This is a genomic window from Endozoicomonas sp. 8E, from assembly GCF_032883915.1.
Taxonomy (GTDB): Bacteria; Pseudomonadota; Gammaproteobacteria; order Pseudomonadales; family Endozoicomonadaceae; genus Endozoicomonas_A.
Window position 1 is genome coordinate 5,985,260 of record NZ_CP120717.1, and the last position, 22,930, is coordinate 6,008,189.

A 22,930-nucleotide genomic window follows, 5' to 3' on the forward strand; every position below is an offset into this window, starting at 1 on the left:
AGAAAGTCTTGCAAGCCGAACAGCTGCATCACCCGGACAAGACTCATGCCCCATAATTGCCTCTGCCATCGTTGCATCAGGCATTCTGATCCTGCAAATAAAACATCAAATGATCCCTTTGCCATTCAACTCCAATGCACTTCTGGCCAACTGGCACATGGCATTGATGACAACCCGGTCAATACAACCGCCCCTGCAGAGCAAATCGCCTGTAACCTGAAAATGGTCGATAAGGATGGCCGGCTACGACCATGCGGGGAGGTCTGGAAAAATGTCAGTGCTCTGGCGAATCACAGAATAAAGGCGCACACCGGGCAACAAACCTTTAACGTCATAATGATCACAGAGGATGGTCAGGAACGGCCATGCGGAAAGGTCTGCATGAATGCCAGAGCCCTGTCGAATCACAAAAAAAGCACGCACACCGGGCAAAGAACCTGTGACGTAACCCTGGTCGGACAGGATGGCCAGCAGCGACCCTGCGGAACGGTCTGCAAGAGCACAAAAGCCTTGTCAGCTCACAAGCTTGGATGCCACAGCGGGCAAAAAACCTGTGAAGTAATTGTGGTCGGTAAGGAGGGTAAAGCGCAACCATGCGGGAGGACCTGCAAGAATGCCGGCGCCCTGTCGAATCACAAAAGAATACACCGAAAACGCAAGCCTTTTGATGCGAACCAGAAAGACGGCTCAAGCCCTCCATAAGGTAAAGTGAATAACCAGGAACCTTTAGCAGAAGGTTTTTGACAGAAAAACACGTTTACTTTCTTGATCTATCCTTCCTCTCTGTATATCTGGAGGTAAGGATAAAATCATTAAATACTCACTCTTTGCAGCACCTCTGCTGCTACTTTCGCTGACTGTCGCCTGTCAGGCCGAAACGTTGACCAGACATTATATTGTCGAGCTTCAACAGGATGCAGTTTTTTCAAACCAGAGTTTTTGCATAAAGCCAGACCAACGTTCACTGTCTTATAATCCGTCAGATATTGCCGAAAAAAAAGGCTTTATAACACCAGATTTACCCTCTGATGATAAACGACAAAGATTTTTCAGTTACGAAGTAAAAACAACCCTCATTGAGTCGGTTCCCTGGCAGTTGCTTTACGCCACGAACTTGCTGGTTGCCTTCGAACTTATTGCGACCAGCAAAGCCCCCTCTCTGGCTGCTACCTCTTATTCATGGCAACCAATAGAAGGGATTGTCACTGTCGGCTGGCTTTTGAAAAGCTATTGGAACCCCGGCTCAGCAATGTTTAAACCGATTGAACAATCAGAAATGAGGTTGACACAGGGAAATAAGCCCTTTGCGATCACTACTGTGATGCACTGCTCCGGATATAACCAACAACAACCACAACAACAAAGCCAGCTATCAGAATCATCTGGCCAACAAGCCCCACAGGCCATCAGTCAACCAACAAGTGCTTTCACCAGCCCTCTGTCTTCTGGCTCTGGTGACGGCTACGAAGACCCTCAACAACACGCACATACAATGGGTTTAGATTGTTTCGTTCACCCCTGTCATGGCATTTGTAAATTCCGACCATCTCCCGAAAACATGGGGCCAGCAGAAAGATCGCTGAATTCTGAAGAAAGCCTTGCAAGCCATGCAGCACCACCACCCGGACAAAACCCATGCCCCGATAATTGTCTCTGTTATCGTTGCATCAGACATTCTGATCCTGCAAATGAGACATCACATAATCCCTTTGCCATTCAACTCCAATGCGCTTCTGGCCAAGTATTTCAGGTCCATCGCATTGATAACAATCCGGTCAATACAACCGCTCCGGTGCCAGTCCCCTGTAACCTGACAATGCTTGATAAGGATGGTCAGCTACGGAATTGCGAGAAAGTCTACAAGAGTGTTCAATCCCTTTTGAATCACCAAAGAAAAGTCCACGCCGGAAAAAAAACCTGTTTCGCGCCCGTGGTCGGGGAGGATGGCCGACTGCGACCATGCGGGGAGGTCTGGAAAAATGCCGGTGCCCTGTCGAGTCACAGAAGAAAGGCCCACACCGGGCATCAAATCTGTGAAGTCACAATAGTCACAGAGGATGGTCAGAAACGGCCATGCGGAAAGGTCTGCATGAATGCCAGCGCCCTGTCGAATCACAAAAAAAACGCCCACACCGGGCAAAGAACCTGTGATGTGACCGTGGTTGGGGAGGATGGTCAGCCGCGGCCATGCGGGAAACTCTGCAAGAGTGCTCAATCCCTCTCGAGTCATAAATTCAGACAACACACCGGGAAAAAAACCTGTGACGTAACCGTAGTCGGAGAGAATTGCCAGCAGCGGCCTTGCGGAAAGGTCTGCAAGAGCGCCAGAGCCCTGTCGTCTCACAAGCTTGGATGCCACAGCGGGCAAAAAACCTGTGACGTGACCCTGGTCGAAGAGGATGGCCAGCAGCGACCTTGCGGAACGGTCTGCAAGAATGTCAACGCCCTGGGGTATCACAAAAGAAGTACCCACACCGGGCAACAAACCTGTGACGTTATGATGGTCACAGAGGATGGCCAGCGACGGCCATGCGGAGAGGTTTGCAAGAATGACTATAGCCTGTCAGATCACAAAAATAGAAAGCACAGCGGGCAACAAACCTGTGATGTGACGGTGGTCGGGGAGAATGGTCAGCCGCGGCCATGTGGAAAGGTTTACAAGAATACATGTACCCTAAATAAGCACAAAAGAACACATCGAAAACGCAAGCCTGTTGATGCGAACCAGAAAGACGGCCTAAGCCCTCCATAAGGTAAAGTGAATAAGTAAGAACCTTTAGCAGAAGGTTTTTGACAGAAAAACACCTTTATTTTCTTGATCTATCCTTCCTCTCTGTATATCTGGAGACAAGGATAAAATCATTAAATACTCACTCTTTGCGGCACCACTGCTGCTACTTTCGCTGGCTGTCGCCTGTCAGGCCAAAACGTTGACCGGACGTTTTATTGTCGAGCTTCAACAGGATGCAGTTTTTTCAAACCAGAGTTTTTGCATAAAGCCAGACCATCGCGCACTGTCGGATAATCCGTCAGATATTGCCGACAAAAAAGGCTTTATAACACCAGATTTACCCTCTGATGATAAACGACAAAGATTTTTCAGTTACGAAGTGAAAACAACCCTCATTGAGTCGGTTTCCTGGCAGTTGCTTTACGTCACGAATTTGCTGGTTGCCTTCGAACTTATTACGACCAGCAAAGCCCCCTCTCTGGGTGCTACCTCTTATTCATGGCAACCAATAGAAGGGATTGTCGCTGTCGGCTGGCTTTTGAAAAGCTATTGGAACCCCGACTCACTGCTGTTTAAACTGACTGGACAAACAGAGGTGAGGTTGACACAGGGGAGTCAACCCTTTGCGGTCACTGCTATGATGCACGGCTCCGGAGATGACCAGCAACAAAGCCAGCTATCAGAGTCATCTGGCCAACAACCCCCACAGGCTACCAGTCAACCAACAAGTGTTTTCACCAGCCCTCTGTCTTCTGGCTCCGGTGACGGCTACGGAGACCCTCAACAAAACGCACATACTTTGGGTTTAGATTGTTTCGTCAACCCCTGTTATGGCGTTTGTAAATTCCGATCACCTTCCGAAAACATGGGGCCAGCTGAAAGGTGGCTGAATTGTGAAGAAAGTCTGGCAAGCCACACAGAAACAACACCCGGACAAAACTCATACCCCCATAATTGTCTCTGCTATCGTTGCGTCTGGCATTATGATCCTGCAAATAAAGCATCAAATGACCCCTTTGCCATTCAACTCCAATGGGCTTCTGACCAACTATTTCAGGTACATGATATTGATGACAACCCGGTCAATACAACCGCTCCTGCAGTGCCAGTCCCCTGTAACCTGACAATGCTCGATGAGGATGGTCAGCTACGGAATTGCGAGAAAGTCTACAAGAGTGTTCAATGCCTTTTGAATCACAAAAAAAAAGTTCACACCGGTAAAAAAACCTGTTTCGCGCCCGTGGTCTGGAAGGATGGCCGGTTGCAACCATGCGGGGAGGTTTTGAAAAATGCCGGTGCCCTGTCGAATCACAAAAGACAAGCCCACACCGGGCAACTAACCTGTGAAGTCATAATAGTCACAAAGGATGGTCAGGAACGGCCATGCGGAAAGATCTGCATGAATGCCATCGCCCTGTCGAATCACAAAAGAAGCACGCACACAGGGCAAAGAGCCTGTGATGTGACCGTGATCGAAAAGGATGGCCAGCAGCGACCTTGCGGAACGGTCTGCAAGAGTGCCAAAGCCTTGTCATCACACAAGTTTGGATGCCACAGCGGGCAAAAAACCTGTGAAGTAATCGTGGTCGGCAAGGATGGTAAACAGCGACCATGCGGGACACTCTGCAAGAATGCCAACTGCCTCAGGGATCACAAAAAAAACGCCCACACTCGGCAAAGAACCTGTGACGCAACCATGGTCGGAGAGGGTGGTCTGCAGCGACCATGCGGAACGGTCTGCAAGAGCGCCAAAGCCCTTTCATCTCACAAGGCTGGATACCACAGCGGGCAAAAAACCTGTACAGTACTTGTGGTCGGCAAGGATGGTAAACCGCAACCGTGTGGGAGTGTCTTCAAGAATGCCTATATCCTGTCAGATCACAAAAAAAGAGAGCACAGCGGGCAAAAAACCTGTGATGTGATCTTGGCCGATAAGGATGGTCAGCAGCGGCCATGCGGGACATTCTGCAAGAGTGCTAAATCTCTCTACTCCCACAAGTTCAATTACCACACCGGGCAAAAAACCTGTGACGTGACCCTGGTCGGAAAGGATGGCCAGCAGCGGTCATGCGGGAAGGTCTGCATCAATGTCTGGGCTCTAAGGTATCACAAAAAAAGCGCTCACACCGGGCAACAAACCTGTGACGTTATTATGGTCGGGGCGGATGGCGAGCGACGGCCATGCGGAAAGGTTTGCAAGAATAGCCAGGCCCTTTATGATCACAAAAGAACTCCCCACAATGGGCAAGCCTGTGATGTGATGGTGGTCGGAGAGGATGGTCAGCCGCGACCGTGTAGAAAGGTTTACAAGAATGTATTTACCCTGTCCAAGCACAAAAGAATACACCGAAAACGCAAGCCTGTTGATGCGAACCAGAAAGACGGTCTCAGCCCTCCATAAGGTAATGTGAATAAGTAACAACCTTTAGCAGAAGGTTTTTGACAGAAAAAACACGCTTGCTTTCTTGATCTATCCTTCCTCTCTGTATATCTCGAGACAAGGATAAAATCATTAAATATTCACTCTTTGCGGCACCTCTGCTGCTACTTTCGCTGACTGTCGCCTGTCATGCCGAAACGTTGACCAGACGTTATGTTGTCGAGCTTCAACAGGATACAGCTTCTTCAAACCAGAGTTTTTCTATGAATCCATACCAACGTTTACTGCCGTATAACACGTCAGACATTGCCAACAAAGACGGCTTTAAAAAACCAGATTTACCCTCTGATTATAAACGACAAAGATTTTTCACTGACGAAGTAAAAACAACCCTTATTGAATCGATCTCATGGCAGTTGCTTTACGCCAAGAATTTGCTGGTTACCTTCGAACTGATCACAACCAGCAAAGCCCCCCCTTTGGGTACTACCTCTTATTCATGGCTACCGTTAGAAGGGATTGTCACTGTCGGCTGGCTTTTGAAAAGCTATTGGTATCCCGACTCACCGCTGTTTAAACCGACTGAACAAACAGAGGTGAGGTCGACACAGGGGAGTCAACCCTTTGCGATCACTGTTATGATGCACAGCTCCAGAGCTGACCAACAACAAAGCCAGCTATCAGAGTCATCTGGCCAACAACCTCCACAGGCTACCAGTCAACCAACAAGTTCTTTCGCCAACTCTCTGTATTCTGGCTCCGGTGACGGCTACGCAGACCCTCAACAACACTCACACACTTTGGGTTTAGATTGTTTCGTCCACTCTTGTCATGGCGTTTGTAAATTCCGATCACATTCTGATTCGGCAAATGAAAGGTCAAATGATCCCTTTGCCATTCAACTTCAGGTACATGGCATTGATGACAACCCGGTCAATACAACCGCCCCTCCAGTGCCAATCCCCTGTAACCTGACAATGGTCGATAAGGATGGCCAGTTAAGGAATTGCGAGAAAGTCTACAAAAGTACTCAATCCCTTTTGAAACACCAAAAAAGAGTCCACAGCGGCAAAAAAACCTGTCTCGCGCCCGTGGTCGGGAAGGATGGCCGGCTGCAATCATGCGGGGAGGTCTGGAAAAATGCCGGTGCCCTGTCGGACCACAAAAGAAAGGCGCACACCGGGCAACAAACCTGTAAGGTCATAATGGTCACAGAGGATGATCAGGAACGACCATGTGGAAAAGTCTGCATGAATGCCAGCGCCCTGTCGAGTCACAAAAAAAGCGCCCACACCAGGCAACAAACCTGTGATGTGACCGTGGTCGGGGAGGGTGGTCAGCTGCAGCCATGCGGGACACTGTGCAAGAGTGCCCAATCTCTCTCGTGTCATAAATCCAGACACCACTACGGGCAAAAAACCTGCGACGTAATTCTGGTCGCAGAGGATGGCCAGCAGCGACCTTGCGGAACGGTCTGCAAGAATGTCGACGCTCTACGGTACCACAAAAAAAGCACTCACACCGGGCAACAAACCTGTGACGTTATGATGGTCATGAAGAATGGCGAGCGACGGCCATGCGGTAAGGTTTGCAAGAATAGCCAGGCCCTTTATGATCACAAAAGAATTTCCCACAATGGGCAACAAACCTGTGATGTGATGGTGGTCGGAGAGGATGGTCAGCCGCGACCGTGTGGAAAGGTTTACAAGAATGTATTTACCCTGTCTCAGCACAAAGGAATACACCGAAAACGCAAGCCATTTGATGCGAACCAGAAAGACGGTCTCAGCCCTCCATGAGGTAATGTGAATAAGTAACAACCTTTAGCAGAAGGTTTTTGACAGAAAAACACGTTTAATTTCTTCATCTATCCTTCCTCTCTGTATATCTGGAGACAAGGATAAAATCATTAAATATTCACTCTTTGCGGCACCTCTGCTGCTACTTTCGCTGACTGTCTCCTGCCAGGCCGAAACGTTGACCAGACGTTATATTGTCGAGCTTAAACAGGATGCAGTTTTTTCAAACCAGAGTTTTTCTATAAAGCCAGAGCAACGTGCACTGTCGGATAATCCGTCAGATATTGCCGACAAAAACGGTTTTATAAGATCAGGTTTACCCTCTGATTATAAACGACAGATTTTTTTCATTTACGAAGTAAAAACAACCACCATTGAGTCGATTTCCTGGCAGTTGCTTTACACCACGAATTTGCTGGTTGCCTTCGAACTGATCATGACCAGCAAAGCCTCCTCTTTGGGTATTTCCTCTTATTCATGGCTACCGATAGAAGGGATTGTCACTGTCGGCTGGCTTTTGAAAAGCTATTGGAACCCCGGCTCAGCAATGTTTAAACCGAATGAACAATCAGAAATGAGGTTGACACAGGGGAATCAGCCCTTTGCGATCACCACTATGATGCACGGCTCCGGATATGACCAACAACAACCACAAAGCCAGCTATCAGAATCATCTGGCCAACAAGCCCCACAGGCCACCAGCCAGTCAACAAGCGCTTTCACCAGCCCTCTGTCTTCTGGCTCCGGTGACGGCTACGGAGACCCTCAACAACACGCACATACTTTGGGTTTAGATTGTTTCGTTCACCCCTGTCATGGCGTTTGTGAATTCCGACCATCTTCCGAAAACATGGGGCCAGCTGAAAGATCGCTGAATTCTGAAGAAAGTCTGACTAGCCATACAGGAGCAACATCCGGACAAAAATCATGCACCCATAATTGTCAATGCTATCGTTGCATCTGGCATTCTGATCCAGCAAATGAAACATCGAATGATCCGTTTGCCATTCAACTGCAATGCACTTCTGGTCAACTATCTCAGGCACACGGCATTGATGACAACCTGGTCAATACAACCGCCCCTGCAAAGCAAGTCGCCTGTAACCTGAAAATGGTCGATAGGAATGGCCAGCTTCGGAATTGCGAGAAAGTCTACAAGAGTGCTAAATCACTTTTGAATCACAGAAGAGGATACCACACCGGGAATAAAATCTGTCTCGCGCCCGTGGTCGGGAAGAATGGCCGACTGCGACCCTGCGGAGAGGTCTGGAAAAATGCCAGTGCCCTGTCGAGCCACAGAAGAAGGAGGCACACCGCGCCACAAACCTGTGAAATCATAATGGTCACAGAGGATGGTCAGGAACGTCAATGCGGAAAGGTCTGCAAGAATGCCAACGCCCTGTCGAGTCACAAAACAAGCGCCCATTCCGGGCAAAGAACCTGTGATGTTAGCGTGGTCGGTGAGGATGGTCAGTTGCGGCTTTGCGGGAAGGTCTGCAAGAATGCCAGCGCCATTTCGGATCACAAAAGAGACGCCCACACCGGGCAACAAATCTGTGACGTGACCCTGGTCGGAGAGAATGGCCGGCAGCAACCTTGCGGAAAGGTCTGCAAAAGTGCCAGAGCCTTGTCGTCTCACAAGTTTGGATGTCACAGTGGGCAAAGAACCTGTGAAGTAATCGTGGTCGGCGAGGATGATAAACCGCAACCATGCGGGAGGGTCTGCATGAATACCAGCGCCCTGTCGAGTCACAAAAAAAGCGCTCACACCGGGCAAAGAACCTGTGATGTGACCGTGGTCGGGGAGGATGGTCAGCCGCGGCCATGCGGGAAACTCTGCAATAGTGCTGATTCTCTCTCGTGTCATAAATTCAAACAACACACCGGGAAAAAAACCTGTGACGTAACCATGTTCGCAGAGGATGGCCAGCCGCGACCTTGCGGAACTGTCTGCAAGAATGTCGGCGCTCTACAGTATCACAAAAGAAGCACCCACACCGGGCAAAAAACCTGTGACGTTATGATGGTCGGGGAGGATGGCCAGCAACGGCCATGCGGAGAGGTTTGCAAGAATGACTATAGCCTGTCAAATCACAAAAATAGAAAGCACAGCGGGCAAAGAGCCTGTGATGTGACCGTGGTCGGGGAGGATGGTCAACCGCGGCCATGCGGGAAGGTCTGCAAGCATGCTGGCATTCTGCAGGAGCACAAAAGAAGTGCTCACGACAGGCAACAAACCTGTGACGTTATGATGGTCGGGAAGGATGGCCAGCGACGGCCATGCGGAACAGTTTGCAAGAATCGCCGAGCCCTTTGTAATCACAAAAGAAATGCCCACACAGGGCAACAAACCTGTGACTTAATGATAGTCGGGGAGAATGGTCAGCGACGACCATGCGGGAAGGTCTACAAGAATAAGCCGGTCCTTGCGGATCACAAAAAAAACGCCCACCACACCGGGCAACAAACCTGTGACGTTATGATAGTCGGGGAGGATGGTCAACAACGACCATGTAGAAAGGTTTACAAGAATGGCAAAACCCTGTCTAAACACAAAAGAATTCATCGAAAACGCAAGCCTGTTGATGCGAACCAGAAAGACGACTCAAGCCCTCCATAAGGTGAAGTGAATAAGTAAGAACCTTCAGCAGAAGGTTTTTGAAAGAAAAAACTTACTTTCTTGATCTATCCTTCTTCTCTGTATATCTGGAGGCAAGGATAAAATCATTAAATACTCACTCTTCGCGGCACCTCTGCTGCTACTTTCGCTGACTGTCACCTGTCAGGCCGAAACGTTGACCAGACGTTATATTGTCGAGCTTAAACAGGATGCACTTTTTTCAAACCAGAGTTTTTTTATAAAGCCAGAGCAACGTGCACTGTCGGATAATCCATCAGATATTGCCGACAAAAACGGCTTTGTAAGATCAGGTTTACCTTCTGATTATAAACGACAAAGATTTTTCAGTTACGAAGTAAAAACAACCTTCATTGAGTCGATTTCCTGGCAATTGCTTTACGCCACGAATTTGCTGTTTGCCTTCGAACTGATCACCACCAGCAAAGCTCCCCCTTTGGGTACTACCTCTTATTCATGGCTACCGATAGAAGGGATTGTCACTGTCGGCTGGCTTTTGAAAAGCTATTGGAATCCCGACTCAACGCTGTTTAAACCGAGTGAACAAACAGAGGTGAGGTTGACACAGGGGAGTCAACCCTTTGCGATCACTGCTATGATGCATGGCTCCGGAGATGAGCAACAACAAAGCCAGCTATCAGAGTCATCTGGCCAACAACCTCCACAGGCTACCAGTCAGCCAACAAGTGCTTTCGCCAGCTCTCTGTATTCTGGCTCCGGTGACGGCTACGGAGACCCCCAACAACACTCACACACTTTGGGTTTAGATTGTTTCGTCCACCCCTGTCATGGCGTTTGTACATTCCGATCACATCCTGATTCGGCAAATGAAAGGTCAGATGATCCCTTTGACATTCAACTTCAGGTACGTGGCATAAATGACAACCCGGTCAATACAACCGCTCCTGCAGTGCCAGTCAACTGTAAACTGACAATCGTCGATGAGGATGGCCAGCTTCGCAATTGCGAGGGAGTCTACAAGAGCGTTAAATCCCTTTTGGATCACCAAAGAAGAGTCCACTCCGGTAAAAAAACCTGTCTCGCGACCGTGGTCGAGAAGGATGGCCGACGGCGCCCATGCGGTAAGCTCTGCAAGAATGCCAAGACCCTGTCGGATCACAAAAGAAGGGCGCACTCCGGGCAAAAAAAATGTGTCGTGACCGTGGTCGGGAGGGATGGTCTGCAACGGCCATGCGGGAAGATCTGCAAGAGCACCAAAGCCTTGTCGTCTCACAGGCTAGGATTCCACAGCGGGCAATAAACCTGTGACCTAACCCTGATCGGAGAGGATGGCCAGCAGCGACCTTGGGCAACGGTCTGCAAGAATGCCAAAACCCTGCCTGTGCACAAAAGAACACATCAAAAACGCAAGCCTGTTGATGCGAAACAGAAAGACGGTCTCAGCCCTCCAGCGAATAAATGACGACCTTTAGCAGAAGGTTTTTGACAGAAAAACAAACTTACTTTCTTGATCTATCCTTCCTCTCTGTATATCTGAGGCAAGGATAAAATCATTAAATACTCACTCTTTGCGGCACCTTTACTGCTACTTTCGCTGACTGTCGCTTGTCAGGCCGGAACGTTGACAAGACGTTATGTTATAGAGCTTCAACAGAATGCAGTTTTTTCTAACCAGAGTTTTTCTATAAAGCCAGACCAACGTGCACTACCGTATAACCCGTCAGACATTGCCAACAAAAACGGCTTTAAAAAACCAGATTTACCCTCTGATTATAAACGACAAAAATTTTTCAGTTACGCAGTAAAAACAACCCTCATTGAATCGGTTTCCTGGCAGTTGCTTTACGCCACGAGTTTGCTGGTTGTCTTCGAACTGATCACGACCAGCAAAGCCCACCCTTTGGGAGCTACCTCTTATTCATGGCTACCGATAGAAGGGATTGTCACTGTCGGCTGGCTTTTGAAAAGCTATTGGAACCCCGGCTCGCCGCTGTTTAAACCGACTGGACAAACAGAGGTGAGGTTGACACAGGGGAGTCAACCCTTTGCGATCACTGCTATGATGTACGGCTCCGGGGATGACCAACAACAAAGCCAGCTATCAGAGTCATCTGGCCAACAACCTCCACAGGCTACCAGTCAACCAACAAGTGCTTTCACCAGCCCTCTGTATTCTGGCTCCGGCGACGGCTACGAAGACCCTCAACAACACTCACACACTTTGGGTTTAGATTGTTTCGTCCACCCCTGTCATGGCGTTTGTAAATTCCGATCACATTCTGATTCAGCAAATGAAAGGTCAAATGATCCCTTTGCCATTCAACTTCAGGTACATGGCATTGCTGACAACCCGGTCAATACAACGGTCCCTGTAGTGCCAGTCCCCTGTGACCTGACAACAGTCGATAAGGATGGCCAGCTACGGAAATGCGAGAAAGTCTACAACAGTGCTCAATCCCTTTCGAATCACCGAAAAAGAGTCCACAGCGGCCAAAGAACCTGTCTCGCGCCCGTTGTCGGGAAGGATGGCCGGCTGCGACCATGCGGGGAGGTCTGGAAAAATGCCGGTGCCCTCTCGGATCACAAAAGAAAGACGCACTCCGGGAAAAGAAACTGTGTCGTGACCGTGGTCGGGGAGGATGGTATGCAACGGTTATGCGGAAAGGTCTGCAAGAGCGCCAAAGCCTTGTCGGCTCACAAGATTGGATTTCACAGCGGGCAAAAAACCTGCAATATGCTCGTTGCCGATGAAGATGGCCAGCAGCGGCCATGCGGGACGGTCTGCATGAATGTCAACGCCCTGAAGTATCACAAAAGAAGCGCTCACACCGAGCAACGACTATGCGGGACTCTGTGCAAGAATTCCAGAGCCCTGTCAGATCACAAAAGCAGATACCACTCCAGACAACAAACCTGTAAAGTAACCGAGACTGGAGAAAATGGCCAACCTCGGACATGCGGCAAGGTCTTCAAGAATGTCAGTGCTCTATGGAATCACAAACAAACCGCTCACACCGGGCGACGAATCTGTAACGTTATGATGGTTGGAGAGGATGGCGAGCGACAGCCATGCGGAGAGGTTTGCAAGAGTAGCAAGGTCCTTTATGATCACCAAAGAGTTGCCCACACCTTACCAACCTGTGACATCATAATGGTCACAGAGGATGGCCGACAGCAGCCATGTGGAAAGGTTTACAAGAATGCCAAAATACTGTCTGTTCACAAAAGCACACATGGCAAACGCAAGCCTGTTGATATGCACCGGAAAGACGGTCTCAGCCCTCTATAACGTAATGTGAATAAGTAACGACCTTAGCAGAAGGTTTTTGATAGAAAAACACGCTTGCTTTCTTGATCTATCCTTCCTCTCTGTATATCTGGAGGCAAGGATAAAATCATTAAATATTCACTCTTTGCGGCACCTCTGCTGCTACTTTCGCTGACTGTCGCCTGTCAGGCCGAAACGTTGACCAGACGTTTTATTTTCGAGCTTCAGCAGGATGCAGTTTTTTCAAACCAGAGTTTTTCTATAAAACCAGACCAACGTTTACTGTCGTATAATCCGTCAGATATTGCCGACAAAAACGGATTTAAAAGACCAGACTTACCCTCTGATTATAAACGACAGAGTTTTTTTAGTTACAAAGAAAAAACACACCTCATTGAGTCGATTTCCTGGCAGTTGCTTTACGCCACGAATTTGCTGGTTGCCTTCGAACTGATCATCACCAGCAAAGCCCCTCCTCTGGGTGCTACCTCTTATTCATGGCTACCGATAGAAGGGATTATCACCGTCGGCTGGCTTTTGAAAAGCTATTGGAATCCCGACTCCCCCCTGTTTAAACCGACTGAACAAACAGAGGCCAGGTCGACACTGGGGAGTCAACCCTTTGCGATCACTGTTATGATGCACGGCTCCGGAGATGATCAACAACAAAGCCAGCTATCAGAGTCATCTGGCCAACAACCTCCACAGGCTACCGGTCAACCAACAAGTGCTTTCGCCAGCTCTCTGTATTCTGGCTCCGGCGACGGCTACGAAGACCCTCAACAACACTCACACACTTTGGCTTTAGATTGTTTCATCCACCCCTGTCATGGCGTTTGTAAATTCCGATCACACTCTGATTCGGCAAATGAAAGGTCAAATGATCCCTTTGCCATTCCACTTCAGACACATGACATTGATGACAACCCGGTCAATACCCCTCCCCCTGTAGTGCCAGTCCCCTGTAACCTGACAACGGTCGATAAGGATGGCCAGCTACGGAATTGCGTGAAAGTCTACAAAAGTGCTCAATCCCTTTTGTATCATCAAAAAAGAGTCCACAGCGGCAAAAAAACCTGTCTCGCGCCCGTGGTCGGGAAGGATGGCCGGCTGCAACCATGCGGGGAGGTTTGTAAAAATGCCGGTGCCCTGTCTGACCATAAAAGAAAGGCGCACACCGGGCAAAAAACCTGTAACGCCATAATAGTCACAGAGGATGGTCAGGAACGGCCATGTGGAAAGATCTTCATGAATGCCAGCGTCCTGTCGTATCACAGAAGAAAGGTCCACACTGGGCGACAAACCTGCGACATGACCCTGGTCGGAGAGGATGGCCAGCAGCGACCTTGCGGAACGGTCTGCAAGAGCGCCAAAGCCTTGTCGGATCACAAGCTTGGATGCCACAGCGGGCAAAAAACCTGTGAAGTAATCGTGGTCGGCAAGGATGGTAAACAGCGACCATGCGGGAGGGTCTACAAGAGTGCCAACGTCCTGTCGAGTCACAAAAGAAACGCCCACACCGGGCAAAGAACCTGTGATGTGGCCGTGGTCGGGGAGGATGGTCAGCTGCGTCCATGCGGGGCACTCTGCAGGAGCGCTCAATCTCTCTCGTGTCATAAATCCAGGCAACACACCGGGCAAAAAACCTGTGGCGTGACCCTGGTCGGACAGGATGGCCAGCAGCGACCCTGCGGAACGGTCTGCAAGAGCGCAAGAGCCTTGTCAGCTCACAAGTTTGGATGCCACAGCGGGCAAAAAACCTGTGAAGTCATTATGGTCGGTAAGGATGGTAAAGCACAACCATGCGGGAGGACCTGCAAGAATAGCAGCGCCCTGTCGAATCACAAAAGAAACGCCCACACCGGGCAAAGAACCTGTGATGTGACCGTGGTCGGAGAAGATGGTCAGACGCGGCCATGTGGGACACTCTGCAAGAATGCTCAAGTTCTCTCGTGTCATAAATTCGATCACCACACCGGGCAAAAAACCTGTGTCTTAACCGTTGTCGGAGAGGATGGCCAGCAGCGACCTTGCGGAACGGTCCACAAGAGCGCCAGAGCCTTGTTGGCTCACAAGCTTGCACGCCACAGCGGGCAAAAAACCTGCAACACGCTCGTTGCCGATGAGGATGGCCAGCAGCGGCCATGCGGGAAGGTCTGCATGAATGTCAACGCTCTGAAGTATCACAAAAGAAGCGCCCACACCGAGCAACGAATCTGTAACCTCATGGTGGTCGGGGAGGCTGGCCTACAACGACCATGCGGGATTCTGTGCAAGAATTCCAGAGCCCTGTCAGATCACAAAAGCAAATACCACTCCAGGCAACAAACCTGTAAAGTAACCGAGACTGGGGAAAATGGCCAACCTCGGGCATGCGGCAAGGTCTTCAAGAATGTCATCGCTCTTCAGCATCACAAAAAAAGCACCCACACCGGGCAACAAACCTGTGACCTTGTGATAGCCGGTGAGGATGGTCAACAGCGGCCATGTAGAAAGGTTTGCAAGAATGCCAAAACCCTGTCTGCGCACAAAAGAATACATCGAAAGCGCAAGCCTGTTGATGCGAACCAGAAAGACGGTCTCAGTCCTCCATAAGCTAAAGTGAATAAATGGCGACCTTTAGCAGAAGGTTTTTGACAGAAAAACAAACTTACTTTCTTGATCTATCCTTCCTCTCTGTATATCCAGAGGCAAGGATAAAATCATTAAATACCCACTCTTTGCGGCACCTCTGCTACTTTCGCTGACTGTCGCCTGTCAGGCCGAAACGTTGAAAAGACGTTATATTGTCGAGCTTCAACAGGATGCAGCTTTTTCAAACCAGAGTTTTTCCATAAAGCCAGACCAACGTGCGCTGTCCGATAACCCGTCAGATATTGCCAACAAAAACGGCTTTAAAAGACCAGATTTACCCTCTGATGATAAACAACAAAGATTTTTCAGTTACGAAGTAGAAACAACCCTCATTGAATCGATCTCATGGCAGTTGCTTTACGCCACGAATTTGCTGGTTGCCTTCGAATTGATCACGACCAGCAAAGCCCCCCCTTTGGGTACTACCTCTTATTCATGGCTACCGATAGAAGGGATTGTCACTGTCGGATGGCTTTTGAAAAGCTATTGGAATCCCGACTCACCGCTGTTTAAACCGACTGAACAAACACAGGTGAGGCTGACACAGGGGAATCAGCTCTATGCGATCACTACTATGATGTACGGCTCCGGAGATGACCAACAACAAAGCCAGCTACCAGAGTCATCTGGCCAACAAGCCCCACAAACTACCCGCCAGCCAACAAGCGCTTTCACCAGCCCTCTGTCTTCTGGCTCCGGTGACGGCTACGAAGACCCTCAAAAACACTCACACACTTTGGGTTTAGATTGTTTCGTCCACCCCTGTCATGGCGTTTGTAAATTCCGATCATATTCTGATTCGGCAAATGAAAGGTCAAATGATCCCTTTGCCATTCAACTTCAGGACCATGACATTAATGACAACCCTGTCAATACAACCGCATCGGCAGTGCCAGTCCACTGTAACATGAAAAAGGTCGATGATGATGGCCAGCTACGGAATTGCAGGGCAGTCTTCAAGAGCATTCAATCCCTTTTGAATCATCAAAAAAAAGTCCACTCCGGTAAAAAAACCTGCCTCGCGCACATGGTCGGGAAGGATTGCCGGCTGCGACCATGCGGTAAGTTCTGCAAGAGTGCCAAGACCCTGTCGGATCACAAAAGAAGGACGCACTCCGGGCAAAAAAACTGCGTCGAGACCGTGGTCGGGGAGGATGGTCTGCAACGACCATGCGAGAAGGTCTGCAAGAATGCCATGACCCCGCCGGATCACATAAAATTCGCCCACAGCGGCGAAACAACCTGTGATCTTACCGTACTCGGGGAGGATGGTCTGCAACGGCCATGCGGGAAGATCTGCAAGGATGCCATCGCCCTGTCGGATCACAAAAAAAACGCCCACACCAGACAGAGAACCTGTGACCTGACCATAGTCGGGGAGGATGGTCTGCAGCGGCTATGCGGGAAGCTCTGCAAGGATGCCAAGGCCCTGTCGAATCACAAAAAAAAACCCACCCACACCGGACTAAGAAGCTGTGACGTAACTCTGGTCGGAAAGGATGGCCAGCAGTGGCCTTGCGGAAGGGTCTGCAAGAACGACAGAATCTTATCGTTTCACAAGCTCAGATACCACAGCGGAAAAAAAACCTGTGAAGTAATCGTGGTCGGCAAGAATGGTAAACAGCAACCATGCGGGAAGGTCTGCAATAATGCCTACGTCCTGTTAGATCACAAAAAAAGAAAGCACAGCGGACAAAGAACCTGTGTTGTGAACGTGTCCGATGATTTTGGCCGACCGTGGTCATGCGGGAAGGTCTGCAAGAATGCCAGCGCTCTGCGGGATCACAAAAGAGGCACTCACAACAAGCAACAAACCTGCGACATAGCAGTGGATGGCAAGGATGGTCGGCAGCGGCCATGCGGGACGGCCTGCAAGAATGCTCAGACCCTTTCAATTCACAAAAAAACACATCGAAAACGCAAGCCTGTTGATGTGGACCAGAATGATGACCTCAGCCCTCCAAAAGCTAAAGAGAGTAAGTAACGATCTTTAACAGAAGATTTTTTGCAGAGAAACAAAATTACTTTCTTGATCTATCCTTCCTCTCTGTAAGCCAAAAAGCAAAGATAGAATTATTAAACAATCTCTCTTTACGGCATTGCTGTTGCCGCTGTTGTTGTCTTTCGTCTGCCGGGCCGAATTGTCGACGAGGCATTTTATCGTCGCGCTTCAACAGGATGCAGGTTCTCCAAACCAGAGTTTTTCTATAAAAACATACCGTCGTGTATTGGTGGGTGCCCCGTCAGACATTGACGATATCTACGGCTATTCAGGATCAGATTTTCTATTTTATGACAAACGACAAAAACCAGACGGTTATAGTGTCAAAACGCCCCTCGTTGAATCGATTTCCTGGCAATGGCTTTACGCCACCAACTTGCTGGTTGCATACGAACTGATACTGACCACCAAAGAGCCCCCTTTGGGTCCCTTTTCATGGCTACCTGTAGAAACGGTTTTCGCTGTCGGCTGGCTTTTGAAAAGCTATGGGAACCTGGATTTACCGCTGTTTAACCCGATTCAACAACCGGAGGCAACATCAATGTTGACACAGGGGGGGCAACCGATTGCGATCACCACTATGATGCCAGGCTCTGGACACGACCAACAACAGGGCCAGCAACCAGAATCATCCTGTGAACAGGCCTCACAAGCCACCAGCCTACCTACAGGTTCTTTCACCAGCCCACTGTATTCTGGCTCTGACGACGGTGACGGAGACTTTCAAGAACACTCACATACTTTGTGTTTAAATTGTTTCGTCCATCCCTGTCATGGCGTTTGCAGGTTCCGAACATCATCCGATAATACACATTCACCGGGAACAGAGGCTGCATACACTGACTCTAAAGAGTCGCTCAATAATAAAGCGCCAATGCCCGGGAATTCGTCTCTCTCCACTAATGACCTGGTTATAGTCAACGGTTTACTCAAACTCCGTAGTCGCAGGCTTTTAAAAGGAGCCGTAACTTCCTGTCCGCTTGACCATTTCCCTCCCCCAATGGTGACTCCAGAAACACAACATACAACAATAGTATCATCCCGATTAGGTGGAACCCCATCTTATCTGTCTCGTAGTGGCAAGGTACCAGCTACCGGCTCCGATGGACAACGAGCCTGTGATGTGACAGTGGTCGGGCAGAATGGCCAGCAACAACCATGCGGAAAAATCTGCAACAATATTCAAGCCCTGTCGAATCACAAAATAAGAAATCACAGCGGTCAACAAACCTGTGACGTGATCCTGATCGAGGAGGATCACCAGCAGCAGCCTTGCGGGGTTATTTGTAAGAATATCAGAGCCCTTTCGGCTCACAAAAGCAACTACCACTCCGGACCCAGAACCTGCAATGTGGCTATAGTCGGAGAGGATAGCCAACAGAAACCATGCGGGATGGTCTGCAAGAATAGTCATGTCTTGTCGGAACACAAAAGAAAAGCCCACAGCGGACAAAAAATCTGTGACATAATATCAGTCGGGAAGGATGGCCGACAACAGTCGTGCGGGAAACGCTGCAATAGCTCTAAATCCCTGTCGCATCACAAAAGCAGATACCACACTGGGCAGCATACCTGTCAAGAGACTCTGATCACAGAGGATGGCCAACAACGACCATGCGGGAAAGTCTGCATGCATGCCCAGGCTCTGGCTGATCACAAAAGAAGACACCACACCGGACAAAAAACCTGTGAAGTGGAAGTGACCGCGATGAATGGCGAACTGCGGCCATGTGGTAAGGTCTTCAAGGGTGCTCAAGGCCTGTCGGAGCACATAAGAAGACATCGAAAACGCAAGCCCGTCGATCTGGACCAGAACGATGACCTCAGTCCTTCAAAAGGTAAAGTGAATAAGTAATTATCTTTAACAGAAGGCTTTTAAGAAACAAACACACTTATTATCTTGATCTATCCTTCCTCTCTGTAAACCAGAATGCAAGGATAGAATTATTAAACACTCACTCTTTGTAGCACTGCTGTTGCTGACACTGCCATTATCCGTCGCCTGTCATGCCGAACCTTTGAAAAGACGTTTTGTTATTGATCTTGAACAAGGTGCTGGTTTTCCTAACAGGAGCTACTCTACAAGCCATGACCAGCATAGATCGTCGGTTAACCCGTCAGTCATTGCTGGTGCCAACGGTTATCCAGAATCAGAATTTCCAGCTTATTATAAACGACAAAGACATTACAGTTACAGGGTAAAAACAACCCTCATTGAGTCGATTTCGTGGCAGTTGCTTTACGCCGCGAATCTGCTGGTTGCCTTCGAACTGTACCTGACCAGCAAAGATATCCGTTTCAGAACCACCCCTTACTCATCGCTGCCGATAGAAGAGATTGTCGCTGTTTGTTGGCTTTTTAAAAGCTATTGGAATCCTGATTCAATGCTGTTTAACCCGATGAAACAACAAGAGTTGAGACAGGATGAGCCGTTTACAATTTCCACTATGACTGGCTCCGGACATGACCAACAACAAGGCCAGCTATCTGAATCGTCTGGCCAACAAACCTCACAAGACACCCGCCAAACTACAAGCTCTTCCACCAGCACCCGGTATTCCTGCTCTGGCCAGGGTAACGGTAACGGAGACTCTCAACAACACTCACATACTTTGGGGTTAGTTTGTTTCGTCCATCCCTGTCGTGGCGTTTGTAAATTCCGTTCATCACCTGATGATGAGCACTCAATGAGAACAGGGGGAGCATATACTGCCACTGACGGGCCAAACCATGATGATGCACCAATGCTCGGAAACTTGCCTGCCACCGCTGATGATTTGATTATAATCAACGGGTTACTCATTCTACGTGGTCATGGTCTTCACAGAGGAAACAGAATTTCCAGCACAATTACTCATTCTCCCTCTCTGATAGAGGCTTCAGAAATACAACAAGCAACAACAGGATCATCCCGTTCGGGTCAAAGCCCACCTCGTCATTCCCGGACAGTCACAGTGCAAGACCTGCCAGATCACAAAAACAGAGTCCACAGCGGGCAACCAACCTGTGACGAAACAGTGGTCGAGGAGAATGGTCAGCAGCGGCCATGCGGGAGATTATGCAAAAACGTTCGGGCCCTGTCGCAACACAAAAGAAGAATTCATAGCGGGCAAAAAACCTGCAACATGACAGTGATTGGGGAGGATGGCCAACAGCGACCATGCGCAAAAGTATGCAACAATTTTAAAGCTCTGTTGAATCATAAAAGCAGCCACCATACCGGACAAAAAACCTGTCAATTACCCTTGGTTGGGAAGGATAGCCAACAGCGGTCATGCGGGAAGCTCTGCAGGAGTGCCAGAGCCCTGTCAGATCACAAAAGCAAATACCACTCCGGGCAAAAAACCTGTGACATGAACTTGATCGGGAAAGATGGCCAACCAGAACCGTGCTGGGCTGTCTGCAGGAATACCAGAGCCCTGATTGCTCACAGAAACAGATTCCATAGAGTGCAAGAAACCTGTGACGTAACCGTGGTCGGAGAGAATAACCAGCCGCAACCATGCGGCGCAGGCTTCGAAAATGCTCGAGCCCTGTCAAATCACAAAATCAGCTTCCACAGCAGGCAACTAATATGTGACGTAACCGTGGTCAGGAAGGATGGCAAGCAGCGACCATGCGGGATGGCCTGCAAGAATGCTAAAGGGCTGTCGAATCACAAAAGAGCACATCGAAAACGCAAGCCTGTTGATGTGGATCAGGATTAGCAAAAGGTTTTTGACAGAAAAACAAGCTTATTTTCTTGATCTATCCTTCCTCTCTGTATGCCAGAATGCAGGGATAGAATTATTAAACACTCTCTCTTTGCGGCACCACTGCTGCTATTGTTGCCTGTCATCAGTCAGGCCGAACCGTTGACAAAGCGTTTTGTTGTCGAGCTCCAGCAGGATCCAGGTTCTCCAAACCAGGTTTTTTCTATAAAGCCAGTCCGGCGTAAATTGGCGGGTAAACCATCAGACATTGTCGGCATAAAAGGATATTCAGGACCTTTTCTACCTTATGAAAGACGACTAAGGCCATATAGTTATCGCATAAAAACGTTCCTCATCGAGTCGATTTCCTGGCAATGGTATTACGCCACCAACCTGCTGGTTACTTACGAACTGATACTGACCACAAAAGATACCCCTCTGAGCCCCGACCTTTATTCATGGCTTCCGTTAGAAACAGTTGTCGCTGTCGGCTGGCTTTTAAAAAGCTACTGGAACCCCTATTCACCACTGTTCAAACCAATTGAACTACAGTCGGCTTTTATTTTGGCACTGGGGGAGCATCCTTTTTCGGTCACAACTATGATGCCTGGCTCTGGAGATGAACAACAAAAAGGCCAACCATCAGGATGCTTTGACCAACAAACCCCCGTCACAACCACCCATCCTATAAGCTATCTCACCAGACTTCAGTATTCCGACTCTGGTGATGGTGATAAAGCCCCCCGACAACATACGTTGGATTTAAACTGTTTTGCCTATTCCTGCAATGGCGTTTGTAGATTTCGATCAGCACCTAATAGCAGAGGAGCCACCGAATGGCCACTGAATTCCGAAGAAAGTGCAACAGGCTTCACGGGAGCAGCAGCCGGACCAGGCCCACACTACAATTTGACTGAAGGGGACTGCTCGAGATGGATAAATGATTTTGATACTTTAAACGCCACGGATTCACGACAAAACCCACTTTTTGAAACATTGAATGGTCTACCTGACATTCAACACCGATGTGATTCTGTCCAGCCTTTTCAGACTCAGACTCATCTGCATGATAAAGCGCGAATGCCCGGGAATGAATCTGCCACCACTGATGATTTGATTATAATCAACGGATTACTCAATCTTCGTAATCAAAGATTTTTTAAAGTAACACGACAAACAACAACAGGCATCAGGCATGTCAGTCGTCACAGTGGGAAACTAACCTGTGTTGCGACAGTGATTAGAGAAGATGGCCTACAGACGCCATGCGGGATTGCCTTTAAGAATACTCAATCTCTGTCGTCTCACAAAAGTAGAGTCCACACCGGACAGAAAACCTGTAACAAAAAACTGGTCGGGGAGGATGGTCGTCAGCGGCTTTGCGGTTCGCTGTACAAGAATGCCGGGGCTCTATCGAATCATAAAATCAGAGACCACACCGAACAAAAAACCTGTGACGCGACAGTGGTTGGAGAGGATGGCCAGCCGCAGGCATGCGGGATGCTCTGCAAAAATGCCAGAGCAATGTCAGATCACAAAAGCAAATACCACACTGGGCAAAAAACCTGTGACGCAATCATGGTCAAAGAGGATGGCCGGCAGCGTGCATGCAGAAAGGTCTTTAAGAATTCTAATTTACTGACGTATCACAAAAGGCAGGCCCATAGCGGAAAACAAACCTGTGACGAGACCCAAATCGGGGATGATGGAGTGCCACGGCCATGCAGAATGGTCTGCAAGAATGCCAATGCCTTGTCGAATCACAAAAGAGTACATCGAAAACGAAAGCCTGTTGATGAGGATCAGGATTAGCAAATGTTATTTG

The 22,930-nt window shown here is 48.9% G+C and carries 12 protein-coding genes; all 12 read left to right on the forward strand.

Features of this window, described 5'->3' with window-relative positions; genetic code table 11:
* Window positions 1-45: 45 nt before the first annotated feature.
* The 12 genes from P6910_RS20905 to P6910_RS20960 all read left to right on the forward strand — a co-directional run bounded on the left by P6910_RS20905 (window position 46) and on the right by P6910_RS20960 (window position 22,917).
* Complete coding sequence (locus P6910_RS20905; protein WP_317143190.1) at window positions 46-702, forward strand: hypothetical protein; 657 nt, start codon at window positions 46-48, stop codon at window positions 700-702.
* Window positions 703-880: 178 nt separating this feature from the next.
* Window positions 881-2,752: a hypothetical protein gene (locus P6910_RS20910; RefSeq protein ID WP_317143191.1), complete on the forward strand. Its 1,872-nt coding sequence runs from the start codon at window positions 881-883 to the stop codon at window positions 2,750-2,752.
* A 178-nt stretch (window positions 2,753-2,930) separates the two neighbouring features.
* Entirely contained in the window at window positions 2,931-5,132 is a 2,202-nt protein-coding gene (locus P6910_RS20915) for a hypothetical protein (protein ID WP_317143192.1), read from the forward strand.
* Between the two features lie 179 nt (window positions 5,133-5,311).
* Window positions 5,312-6,910: a hypothetical protein gene (locus tag P6910_RS20920; RefSeq protein WP_317143193.1), complete on the forward strand. Its 1,599-nt coding sequence runs from the start codon at window positions 5,312-5,314 to the stop codon at window positions 6,908-6,910.
* Window positions 6,911-7,088: 178 nt separating this feature from the next.
* Window positions 7,089-9,530, forward strand: a complete 2,442-nt coding sequence (locus P6910_RS20925; RefSeq protein ID WP_317143194.1) for a hypothetical protein — start codon at window positions 7,089-7,091, stop codon at window positions 9,528-9,530.
* 175 nt (window positions 9,531-9,705) lie between these two features.
* Complete coding sequence (locus P6910_RS20930) at window positions 9,706-10,809, forward strand: hypothetical protein (RefSeq protein ID WP_317143195.1); 1,104 nt, start codon at window positions 9,706-9,708, stop codon at window positions 10,807-10,809.
* A 321-nt stretch (window positions 10,810-11,130) separates the two neighbouring features.
* Window positions 11,131-12,798 carry a hypothetical protein gene (locus tag P6910_RS20935; RefSeq protein ID WP_317143196.1) on the forward strand — a complete coding sequence of 556 codons (1,668 nt, stop codon included), beginning with the start codon at window positions 11,131-11,133 and terminating at the stop codon, window positions 12,796-12,798.
* Window positions 12,799-12,975: 177 nt separating this feature from the next.
* Entirely contained in the window at window positions 12,976-15,372 is a 2,397-nt protein-coding gene (locus tag P6910_RS20940; RefSeq protein ID WP_317143197.1) for a hypothetical protein, read from the forward strand.
* Between the two features lie 175 nt (window positions 15,373-15,547).
* Complete coding sequence (locus P6910_RS20945) at window positions 15,548-17,395, forward strand: hypothetical protein (RefSeq protein ID WP_317143198.1); 1,848 nt, start codon at window positions 15,548-15,550, stop codon at window positions 17,393-17,395.
* Window positions 17,396-17,516: 121 nt separating this feature from the next.
* Window positions 17,517-19,268, forward strand: a complete 1,752-nt coding sequence (locus tag P6910_RS20950) for a hypothetical protein (RefSeq protein WP_317143199.1) — start codon at window positions 17,517-17,519, stop codon at window positions 19,266-19,268.
* A 121-nt stretch (window positions 19,269-19,389) separates the two neighbouring features.
* The gene (locus P6910_RS20955) at window positions 19,390-21,120 is read left to right on the forward strand and encodes a hypothetical protein (RefSeq protein WP_317143200.1); all 1,731 of its coding nucleotides are present in this window, start codon (window positions 19,390-19,392) and stop codon (window positions 21,118-21,120) included.
* Between the two features lie 120 nt (window positions 21,121-21,240).
* The gene (locus P6910_RS20960; protein WP_317143201.1) at window positions 21,241-22,917 is read left to right on the forward strand and encodes a hypothetical protein; all 1,677 of its coding nucleotides are present in this window, start codon (window positions 21,241-21,243) and stop codon (window positions 22,915-22,917) included.
* Window positions 22,918-22,930: the final 13 nt, after the last annotated feature.

Bases quoted from the DNA above. Each gene is read 5' to 3' on its own strand.
- P6910_RS20905 (WP_317143190.1), top strand. From the start codon at position 46: ATGCCCCATAATTGCCTCTGCCATCGTTGCATCAGGCATTCTGATCCT.